The sequence below is a fragment of the Streptomyces sp. NPDC002130 genome, from assembly GCF_040296465.1.
In the GTDB taxonomy this organism is placed as follows: domain Bacteria; phylum Actinomycetota; class Actinomycetes; order Streptomycetales; family Streptomycetaceae; genus Streptomyces.
On the sequence record NZ_JBEOXI010000003.1, the window covers coordinates 76790 to 87198 of the forward strand.

The 10409-nt window shown below is 68.7% G+C and carries 9 protein-coding genes; 8 read left to right on the plus strand and 1 reads right to left on the minus strand.

Going from position 1 to position 10409, the window contains the following annotated elements; translation table 11 throughout:
- Positions 1-71: 71 nt before the first annotated feature.
- The 6 genes from glmU to ABT116_RS01230 all read left to right on the plus strand — a co-directional run bounded on the left by glmU (position 72) and on the right by ABT116_RS01230 (position 5488).
- On the plus strand, positions 72-1520 hold the full coding sequence (gene glmU, locus ABT116_RS01205) for a bifunctional UDP-N-acetylglucosamine diphosphorylase/glucosamine-1-phosphate N-acetyltransferase GlmU (RefSeq protein ID WP_351626073.1): 1449 nt from the start codon (positions 72-74) through the stop codon (positions 1518-1520).
- Positions 1521-1655: 135 nt separating this feature from the next.
- Positions 1656-2636: a ribose-phosphate diphosphokinase gene (locus ABT116_RS01210; RefSeq protein ID WP_033312075.1), complete on the plus strand. Its 981-nt coding sequence runs from the start codon at positions 1656-1658 to the stop codon at positions 2634-2636.
- A gap of 184 nt (positions 2637-2820) precedes the next feature.
- A complete protein-coding gene (locus ABT116_RS01215; protein WP_351626076.1) occupies positions 2821-3417 on the plus strand; it encodes a 50S ribosomal protein L25/general stress protein Ctc in 597 nt (198 codons plus the stop codon).
- Positions 3418-3492: 75 nt separating this feature from the next.
- Complete coding sequence (gene pth / locus ABT116_RS01220) at positions 3493-4089, plus strand: aminoacyl-tRNA hydrolase (protein WP_351626079.1); 597 nt, start codon at positions 3493-3495, stop codon at positions 4087-4089.
- A gap of 54 nt (positions 4090-4143) precedes the next feature.
- Entirely contained in the window at positions 4144-4635 is a 492-nt protein-coding gene (locus ABT116_RS01225) for a hypothetical protein (protein WP_502983802.1), read from the plus strand.
- Between the two features lie 154 nt (positions 4636-4789).
- Entirely contained in the window at positions 4790-5488 is a 699-nt protein-coding gene (locus ABT116_RS01230; protein WP_351626083.1) for an LPXTG cell wall anchor domain-containing protein, read from the plus strand.
- Between the two features lie 64 nt (positions 5489-5552).
- Here ABT116_RS01230 and ppc read toward each other — a convergent pair whose 3' ends face one another.
- Positions 5553-8285 (minus strand): phosphoenolpyruvate carboxylase, encoded by a 2733-nt coding sequence (gene ppc, locus ABT116_RS01235; protein WP_351626086.1) that lies wholly within the window; start codon positions 8283-8285, stop codon positions 5553-5555.
- Between the two features lie 294 nt (positions 8286-8579).
- Here ppc and ABT116_RS01240 point away from each other — a divergent pair, with 294 nt between their 5' ends.
- Positions 8580-9593 (plus strand): acyl-CoA desaturase, encoded by a 1014-nt coding sequence (locus ABT116_RS01240; protein ID WP_351626089.1) that lies wholly within the window; start codon positions 8580-8582, stop codon positions 9591-9593.
- Complete coding sequence (locus tag ABT116_RS01245) at positions 9590-10267, plus strand: TetR/AcrR family transcriptional regulator (protein ID WP_062927311.1); 678 nt, start codon at positions 9590-9592, stop codon at positions 10265-10267. Before ABT116_RS01240 ends, ABT116_RS01245 begins: the two co-directional genes overlap by 4 nt.
- Positions 10268-10409: the final 142 nt, after the last annotated feature.

The following is a 10409-nucleotide window of genomic DNA, read 5'->3' on the forward strand; positions in this document are numbered from 1 at the left end:
CATGCCCCCCACAAAACCCCCCGGTATCCTGCGGATGTCACCCCACCCCATCCACAGCCGAAGGGCATCCCGTGAGCGCCAACCGCCCGGCAGCCGTCGTCGTTCTTGCAGCGGGTGAGGGCACCCGTATGAAGTCGGCCACACCCAAGGTCCTGCACGAGCTCTGCGGTCGCAGTCTCGTGGGTCATGTCCTCGCCTCCGCCGGCGAGCTGCAGCCCGAGCATCTGGTCGTCGTGGTCGGCCATGCCCGTGAGAAGGTCACCGCCCATCTCGGTGAGATCGCCCCCGACGTGCGCACTGCCGTACAGGCCGAGCAGAACGGCACCGGGCATGCCGTGCGGATGGGTCTGGAGGAGCTGGGCGGGTCCGTCGACGGGACCGTCGTGGTCGTGTGTGGGGACACCCCCCTGCTGACGGGCGCCACTCTGCGGGCCCTCGCCGAGACGCATTCCGCCGACGGCAACGCGGTCACCGTGCTGACCGCCGAGGTGCCGGACGCGACGGGGTACGGGCGGATCGTCCGGGACGACGCCACCGGGGCCGTCACCGCGATCGTCGAGCACAAGGACGCCACCGACGCGCAGCGGTCGATCCGTGAGATCAACTCGGGTGTGTTCGCGTTCGACGGCCCGTTGCTTGCGGACGCGCTGAAGAAGGTGCGGACGGACAACAGTCAGGGCGAGGAGTACCTGACCGATGTGCTCGGGATCCTGCGCGAGGCGGGGCATCGGGTGGGGGCGTCGGTGGCCGGTGACCATCGTGAGATCGCCGGGATCAACAACCGTGTGCAGTTGTCGGAGGCGCGGCGGATCCTGAACGACCGGTTGCTGACCGAGGCGATGCTGGCCGGTGTGACGGTGATCGATCCGGCGACGACCTGGATCGACGTGACCGTGACCTTCGAGCAGGACGCCGTCGTCCACCCGGGCACGCAGCTGCACGGCGCGACGCACCTGGCGGAGGGCGCGGAGGTCGGGCCCAACTCGCGGCTGACCGACACCCGGGTGGGTGCGGGTGCGCGGGTGGACAACACCGTGGCCGCAGGCGCCGAGGTCGGTGCGGAGGCGACGGTGGGGCCGTTCGCGTATCTGCGTCCGGGGACGCGGCTCGGCGTGAAGGGCAAGATCGGGACGTACGTGGAGACGAAGAACGCGTCGATCGGGGACGGGACGAAGGTGCCGCACCTGTCGTACGTGGGGGACGCGACGATCGGTGAGCAGACCAACATCGGTGCCGCGAGCGTGTTCGTGAACTACGACGGGCAGGAGAAGCACCACACGACCATCGGTTCGCATTGCCGGACGGGCTCGGACAACATGTTTGTGGCGCCTGTCACGGTGGGGGACGGTGCGTACACCGCTGCGGGGTCGGTGATCACGAAGGATGTGCCGGCGGGTTCGTTGGCCGTGGCCCGTGGTCAGCAGCGGAATATCGAGGGTTGGGTGGCTCGGAAGCGTCCGGGGAGTGCGGCCGCGAAGGCGGCTGAGGCGGCTTCCCGGGAGTCGGCCGACGAGGGCTGACCGGAAACCGATGCCTCAAACACGGCGTACGGTGATAAGTGCACACCCGCACCCCCACCAGCTGAGACGGCCTCCGGCAAGCCGGCTGCGAGGTCTCTCGACACCCAGCTGCGACACCTCTGAGGAGACAGTGCTGTGACCGGGATCAAGACGACCGGCGAGAAGAAGTTGATGTTCTTCTCCGGCCGCGCCCACCCCGAGCTTGCGGAGGAGGTCGCCCAACAGCTGGGTGTCGGGGTTGTCCCGACGAAGGCCTTCGACTTCGCCAACGGTGAGATCTATGTGCGTTATCAGGAGTCGGCGCGTGGTGCCGACTGTTTCCTGATCCAGAGCCACACGGCTCCGATCAACAAGTGGATCATGGAGCAGTTGATCATGATCGACGCGCTGAAGCGTGCGTCGGCTCGCTCCATCACGGTGATCGTGCCGTTCTACGGTTACGCGCGGCAGGACAAGAAGCACCGTGGACGTGAACCGATTTCGGCGCGTCTGATCGCGGACATGATGAAGACCGCGGGTGCGGACCGGATCCTGACCGTGGATCTGCACACGGATCAGATCCAGGGCTTCTTCGACGGTCCGGTGGATCACCTGTTCGCGTTGCCGCTGCTGGCGGACTACGTGGGCCGGAAGGTGGACCGGGAGAAGCTGACGGTCGTGTCGCCGGACGCGGGCCGGGTGCGGGTCGCGGACCGCTGGTGCGACCGGCTGGGTGCGCCGCTGGCGATCGTGCACAAGCGGCGTGACAAGGATGTGGCGAACCAGGTCACCGTCCACGAGGTCGTGGGTGAGGTGAAGGGGCGCGTGTGTGTGCTGGTGGACGACATGATCGACACCGGTGGGACGATCTGTGCCGCGGCGGACGCGCTGTTCGCGCACGGTGCGGAGGACGTGATCGTGACGGCGACGCACGGTGTGCTGTCGGGCCCGGCCGCGGACCGGCTGAAGAACTCGCGGGTGAGTGAGTTCGTGTTCACGGACACGCTGCCGACGCCGGGTGAGCTGAGCCGGGATCTGGAGAAGATCTCGGTGCTGTCGATCGCGCCGACGATCGCGAGTGCGGTGCGTGAGGTGTTCGAGGACGGTTCGGTGACGAGCCTGTTCGACGAGCAGTAGGCACCTGGTGGTGCCGGCGTAGATCGTTTTGGGTGCGGCCTCCCCTTCCGAGTAGACTGCTGCAGTTGCTCGGCGAGGGAGGCCGTTTCCGTTTCGGGATGCGGTTGTCCGTTATCGACGCGCTCTTCGTAGCAGGCCGTTCGTGGCCGGGTGACCACGTCCGTTCTGATTTCGAGGAGTGACTATGTCCGAGGTGAAGATCTCCGCCGCGACGCGCACCGAGTTCGGCAAGGGTGCCGCGCGCCGTATCCGTCGTGAAGACAAGGTTCCGGGTGTCCTGTACGGGCACGGTTCGGACCCGCTGCACCTGACCCTGCCGGGTCACGACCTGCTGATGGCGCTGCGTACGCCGAACGTGCTGATCGCGCTGGACATCGACGGCAAGACGAACGAGCTGGCGATCCCGAAGTCAGTGCAGCGTGACCCGCTGAAGGGCTTCCTGGAGCACGTGGACCTGCTGCTGGTGAAGCGCGGCGAGCAGGTCACCGTCGAGATCCCGGTGCACACCGAGGGCGAGCTGGCCCCGGGTGGCTTCCTGCTGGAGCACGTGCTGAACGCGCTGCCGGTCGAGGCCGAGGCGACCCACATCCCGGAGTCGGTGACCGTCTCCATCGAGGGTCTGGCGGCGGGTGACTCCGTCCTGGCGAAGGACATCAAGCTGCCGAAGGGCACGACGCTGACCGTCGAGGACGACACCGTCGTTCTGCAGGTCCTGGCCGCGCAGGCCGAGGAGGCCGCCGAGGGCGAAGAGACCGAGGGTGAAGAGGCCGCCGAGGCCTGATCCTCTGCGTCGTCGTTTCGTCGGCCGCTGTTCCCGTGCGGGGCAGCGGCCGACGCGTATGAAGGAGACAGGGACGTGACGACCGATGCGGCCGCTCCGTGGCTGATCGTGGGGCTGGGCAATCCGGGGCCGGAGTATGCGGGGAACCGGCACAACGTGGGTTTCATGGTGGCCGATCTGCTGGCGGACCGGGTCGGGGGGAGGTTCAAGCGGGCCGGGCGGGCGCAGGCTCAGGTCGTGGAGGGCCGGATCGGGCCGCCGGGGCCGTTGAACCGGCGGGTGGTTCTGGCGAAGCCGATGTCGTACATGAACCTGTCGGGTGGGCCGGTGAACGCGCTGCGGGATTTCTACAAGGTGCCGGTGGATCATGTGGTGGCGGTGCATGACGAGTTGGACATCGACTACGGGGTGCTGCGGCTGAAGCTGGGGGGCGGGGACAACGGGCACAACGGGCTGAAGTCGATGACGAAGGCGTTCGGTGCGGAGTATCACCGGGTGCGGTTCGGGATCGGGCGGCCGCCGGGGCGGATGCCGGTGGCGGATTTCGTGCTGAAGGATTTCTCGTCGGCGGAGCGCAAGGAACTGGACTACTTCGTGGACCGGGCGGCGGATGCGGTGGAGTGTCTGGTGATCGAGGGGTTGGAGCGGGCGCAAAGCTCGTACAACTCCTGACTTGTCACCCACCGAGGTTGACGGGCCGTTCAGGCATGGCCAATGATCCCGGCCATGCCTGCCATTGCCCCCTCTTCGTCCCGGGTTTCGGCCGTCGTACTGCGGTTCGGGCGGTTCGCGGCGATGGGCACGGTCGCGGTGCTGATCCTCATCGCGGGGGTGTGGGCGTCGTGGGGTACGGCGCAGCACGTGATGCTGACGAAGGGCCGGGAGCAGGGCACGGTCGAGGTGGTGCGGTGCGGGGCGGACACGTGCTGGGGCCGGTTCACGCCGTTGTCGGAGGGTTCGCAGCCGCGGGCGCGGGTGGTGCTGGAGAAGTCGGTCGCGGTGGAGCGGGGCCGGACCTACACGGTGGTCGTGAAGCCCGGTGGTGATGACGCGGTGCGTTCGGGTCCGGCGGGGGTTCTGTACGCGTGGGTTCCGTTGGGTGGCGCGTTGTTGCTGGCGTCGGTCGTGGTGGCGGGTGGTCTGCTGCGGACGCGGTTGGCGTGGGTGATGGCGTTGTCGGGAGTGGCGTTGCTGACGGCGGTGTTCGTAGCCGTCTGAGGGGTTGGGGCGTTCTCTTCTGCGTGGAGGGGCTTTCTGTTCTTGGTGGGGCGAGCGTTGTGTGTTCGTGATTGACGTGCTGCCGGGCGAGGCTGGAAGCTGAGCCGCCCCCTCCACATCTTCTCGGTCACTTCTCGAAGATGGACTACCCGTTATGCGAACCCTCTCGCGTTTTGGCGCTGTCTGCGCAGCCGCTTCCGCGGTCCTCCTGCTCGCTCCTGCCGCCCACGCCACTGCTCCCGGCGACAACGGCACGGTGAAGATCCATGACGCCTCGACGGATGAGGAGCTGACCCGTAACGAGCCGCATGTGTGCGCCTTCTACCTGGACGCCTTCGGTTTCGACGGTGGTCAGAAGGTGGACTGGCACATCGACGCGATCCCTCCGAGTGAGAACAAGGGGGAGACGGTGGAGTCCGGTGTGCTGACGCTGGACGCCGAGGGTCACGGCCGGACGGAGGATCTGTCGCTGGCCGACGGGCATTACAAGTTGTTCTGGAAGTTCGAGGGTGAGAAGGGGTCCGCCAAGCACAAGGTGTTCTGGTCGGACTGCGAGGACGAGCAGGAGCCGGGTGGTTCGACGCCGTCGGGTTCGGCGTCCGCGTCGCCTTCGCCGGGGGTGTCCGGGACGCCGTCGGGTGAGCCGGGAGCGTCGGCGTCGCCGAGCGCGTCGGCCGGTGGGGGTGTGCCGGCGTCGCCGTCCTCGTCGCCGTCGGCACGGGGTGGTGGCGACGGTGATCTCGCCGACACGGGCAACGGGGCGCCGGTGGGTGTGCTGTCGGGTGTGGCGGCGGCGCTGGTGGCGTGTGGTGGGTTCCTGGTGCTGCGGCGCCGGAAGGCCGGCCGCGGCTGATCCGGAAGGCACTGTGCCCCCGAGCCTGTACGGGCTCGGGGGCACGGTCGTGTCCGGGGGTGGTTCAGCCGGTGTTGCGCAGGCCGGCTGCCACGCCGTTGACGGTGAGGAGGAGGGCGCGGGCGAGGAGCGGGTCGGGCTGCTCGGCGGCTTCGGCGGCGTCGCGCTGCCGCTTGAGCAGGGCGACCTGGAGGTAGGAGATGGGGTCGAGGTAGGCGTCGCGGATGGCGAACGTCTGCTTCAGGGCGGGTGCGGCGTCGAGCAGTTCCTCTTCGCCGGTGACCCGCAGCACCTCACGCACGGTCAGTTCGTGCTCGGCCTTGATGGTGTCGAAGACGTGCTTGAGCTCGTCGGGGACGAGGGTGTCCACGTAGTGCTGGGCGATCCGCAGGTCGGTCTTGGCGAGGGTCATCTCGACGTTGGAGATGAAGTTGCGGAAGAAGTGCCACTGCTGGTGCATCTCGTCGAGGACGGTGTCGAGGCCGGACTCGCGCAGGGCCTTGAGGCCGGAGCCGACGCCGAACCAGCCGGGGACGATCTGCCGGGACTGCGTCCAGCCGAACACCCAGGGGATGGCGCGCAGGCCGTCGAGCGAGACGCCGGAGCCGGGGCGGCGGGAGGGCCGGGAGCCCAGGTGCAGGTCGGCGAGCTGGTCCACCGGCGTCGACGCGAGGAAGTACGTCGGCAGGTCGGGGTCCTCGACGAGGCGGCGGTATGCGGCGTGGGCGGCGTCGGAGACGACGTCCATCGCGGCGTCCCAGCGGGCGAGGGCCTCGCCGGACTGGCGGGGGGCGGTGTGCAGGGCGGACGCCTGGAGGGTTGCCGCGACGGTCAGCTCCAGGTTTTCCCGGGCCAGGGACGGGATGAGGTACTTGTCGGAGATGACCTCGCCCTGTTCGGTCACCTTGATCTCGCCCTCCAGGGTGCCCCAGGGCTGGGCGAGGATGGCGTCGTGGGTGGGGCCGCCGCCGCGGCCGACGGTGCCGCCGCGGCCGTGGAAGAGGCGCAGGCGTACGCCGTAGCGGTGGGCGACGTCGCGCAGGCGGCGCTGGGCTCGGTGGATCTCCCACTGGCTGGTGGTGATGCCGCCGAACTTGGAGGAGTCGGAGTAGCCGAGCATGACCTCCTGGACGTCTCCGCGCAGCGCGACGAGGCGCCGGTAGGAGGGGTCGGAGAGCATGTCTTCGAGGATGGTGTCGGCGGCCTTGAGCTCGTCGGTGGTTTCGAGGAGCGGCACGATGCCGATCTTGGCCCAGCCGGCGTGCAGGTCGATGAGTCCGGCCTCGCGGGCGAGGACGGCGGCGGCGAAGACGTCGTCGGCGCCCTGGCACATGGAGATGATGTAGGACTCGATGACCTCGGGTCCGAAGACTTCGAGGGCGCGCTTGACGGTGCCGAAGACGCCGAGGGTCTTCTCGCCGGGGGCGTCGACGGGGGCCGGGGTCGGGGCGAGGGGCCGCCGGGACCTGAGCTCCTTGGCGAGGAGCCTGGCGCGGTAGTCGCGGGGCATGTCGGCGTAGCGCCAGGATTCCTCGCCGAGCCGGTCGAAGAGCTGGCCGAGGGCGTGGTGGTGGGCGTCGGCGTGTTCGCGGACGTCCATGGTGGCGAGCTGGAGGCCGAAGGCTGCGAGGGTGCGGATGGTGCGGGCGAGGCGGCCGTCGGCGAAGAGGCCGCCGCGGTGTTCGCGCAGGGAGGCCTGGATGATCCGCAGGTCGGCGAGGAGTTCGCCGGTGCCGAGGTAGTCGCGGCCGGCCACGTGGGGGGTGCCCTTGGCGAGGCGCTTCTTGGTGTTCTCGAGCTTCTGCCGGATGCAGGTGGCCTTGAGCCGGTAGGGCTCTTCGGCGTTGAGGCGCTTGTAGCGGGGGCTGATCTCGGGGAGGTTGTCCAGGTCGGCCTGGAGGGAGGTCAGGAGTTCCTCGGTGGCGCCGGCGTAGCGGATGGAGTTGGACAGGAAGCCGCGGAGTTCGTCGATGGTCTCCAGGGCGTCGTTGATGCCGTGTTCGTGCTGGAGGATGAGGACGTCCCAGGTCACCTGGGGGGTGACGTTGGGGTTGCCGTCGCGGTCGCCGCCGATCCAGGTGCCGAAGGTGAGGGGGCGGGTGTCGTCGGGGAGCTTGACGCCGGCGCGCTCCAGCTCGGCGGTGAGGTCCTCCAGGACGTCGCCCACGGCGCCCGCGTGCAGCTCGTCGAGGTAGTAGATGGCGTTGCGGGCCTCGTCGGCGGGCTCGGGGCGCACCACGCGCAGTTCGTCGGTCTGCCAGACGAGGTCGATGTTCTCGGCGAGGCGGATGTCCAGACGGCGCCGGTCGGATTCGATGACCGGGGTTTCCAGGAGCGCGGCGATGCGGCGGAGCTTGTTGAGCACCGAGCGGCGTGCGGCCTCGGTGGGGTGGGCCGTGAAGACGGGCCGGACGTTGAGGTTGCGGACCGTCTCGCGCAGGTGCTCGGGGTCGGCGTCCTTGAGCCGGTCGGCCGTACGGGCGAGGAGTCCGCCTTCGGCGGCGCGGCGGGCGCGCAGCTCGCGGCCGCGGTGGACCTGCTCGGTGACGTTGGCCAGGTGGAAGTAGGTGGAGAAGGCGCGGACCAGCTTGGCCGCGGTGTCGAGTTCGGTGCCGCGCAGCAGCTCGGCGGCGGCCTCGCCGTCCTCGCGGGTGAGGCGGCGGACCTTTTCGACGAGTTCCAGCAGCTCGGGGCCCTCTTGGCGGACGAGGGTCTCGCCGAGGAGGTCGCCCAGCCGGCGGATGTCGGCTCGCAGCTCGCTGCTCGTCGTCGTGGTCTGGTCGTCGGCACTGCTCACAGGTGCGGCTCCTTGCAGTGTTGAAGCTCGTCTGGGAGGGGAACCCGGACGGCGTCTCGCGCGGCGGGGCGCCGCATACAGATCGGACATCCGGGAAGAAATCAGAGCGGACCGCGCTGTCCGACCGACTCCAGGATAGGTGTCGGCCGGGACGCGCAGGCTCGCGGGCTCTTGCCGCCGGGCGACGCACTGCCATACTTACGATGCCGTAGGTTACGGAACCGTAGGAAGCACGTCGCGGTTCGCGTGCCCCGGCCACTCCCACTCCATCCACATACCCCCCAGGGGACGCGTATGACCAGTAGTTCCGACGTGATCGAGGACGCTCCCAAGGCGCCCGGTCAGGACTCCGACGCCGCCATGGCCACGCTCGGCGGCGAGCAGAAGCGGTCCATCGAGCAGATCGCCCTCCTCCTCTTCATCACCGTCCCGTTCCTCGCGCTGCTGGCGGCTGTGCCGCTGGCGTGGGGCTGGGGGGTGAGCTGGCTGGACCTCGGTCTGCTGGTCTTCTTCTACTACCTCGGGTGCCACGGCATCACGATCGGCTTCCACCGTCACTTCACGCATGGTTCCTTCAAGGCCAAGCGGCCGTTGAAGATCGCGCTGGCGATCGCGGGTTCCATGGCGGTCGAGGGCCCGCTGGTGCGCTGGGTGGCCGACCACCGCAAGCATCACAAGTTCTCCGACGCGGAGGGTGACCCGCACTCGCCGTGGCGGTTCGGTGAGACGCTCCCGGCCCTGATGAAGGGCCTGTGGTGGGCGCACATCGGATGGATGTTCGACGAGGAGCAGACGTCGCAGGAGAAATACGCGCCGGACCTGATCAAGGACAAGACGCTCCGCAACATCTCCCGTCAGTTCGTGCTGTGGACGGTCGTGTCGCTGGCGTTGCCGGCGGTGATCGGCGGTCTGGTGACGATGTCCTGGTGGGGCGCGTTCACGGCGTTCTTCTGGGGTTCACTGGTCCGGGTGGCTCTGCTGCACCATGTGACCTGGTCGATCAACTCGATCTGCCACGCGGTCGGCAAGCGCCCGTTCAAGTCGCGTGACCGCTCGGGCAACGTGTGGTGGCTGGCGGTCCTGTCCTGCGGTGAGTCCTGGCACAACCTGCACCATGCCGACCCGACGTCCGCCCGGCACGGGGTGATGCGGGGCCAGCTCGATTCGAGCGCCCGCCTGATCCGCTGGTTCGAGATGGCGGGCTGGGCGTACGACGTGCGGTGGCCGTCACGCTCCCGTATCGATTCGCGCCGTAACACCGGGGAAGGCGGCTCCCCGCGCGGGAAGGAGCCCGTCGAGGCGGCATGATGGTCGCTGTGGCGACCGACTCGAGCAGCACCCCAGGCAATGACAAGCCGCGGCGAGCGCGTCGCACCCGGATGACCGGTGCCGAGCGCCGTCAGCAGCTGCTGGAGATCGGTCGCACGCTCTTCGCGGCGAAGGGGTTCGAGGGCACGTCGGTGGAGGAGATCGCGGCGAAGGCCGGGGTGTCCAAGCCGGTGGTGTACGAGCACTTCGGCGGCAAGGAAGGGCTGTACGCGGTCGTGGTGGACCGTGAGATGCGGCGCCTGCTGGACATGGTGACCAGTTCGCTCACGGCCGGTCACCCGCGCGAACTCTGCGAACAGGCGGCGTTCGCGTTGCTGGACTACATCGAGGAGTACACGGACGGTTTCCGCATCCTGGTCCGTGACTCCCCCATCCCCCAGTCGACGGGTTCCTTCGCCTCACTGATCTCGGACATCGCCACCCAGGTGGAGGACATCCTGGGCCGCGAGTTCAAGAGCCGCGGCTTCGACCCGAAGCTGGCCCCGCTGTACGCCCAGGCCCTGGTCGGCATGGTCGCCCTGACCGGCCAGTGGTGGCTGGACGTCCGCCGGCCGAAGAAGGCCGAGGTGGCCGCGCACCTGGTGAACCTGGCGTGGCACGGCCTGGACGGGATAGAGGCCAAGCCGCACCTGATAGGGCGCCGCAAGGCTTAGGGCCTGTCGTTTGGATCAGGCCGCAGGGAATCGGCGGATTCTTTGAACGCCGGTGAGCGGGGCCTGGTGCGTGGAGCTGCAAGGCGGAGGAGGGAGTCGACGCGGAGCGTCGGTGACCGACGACAACGCCGCAGATGCGCGT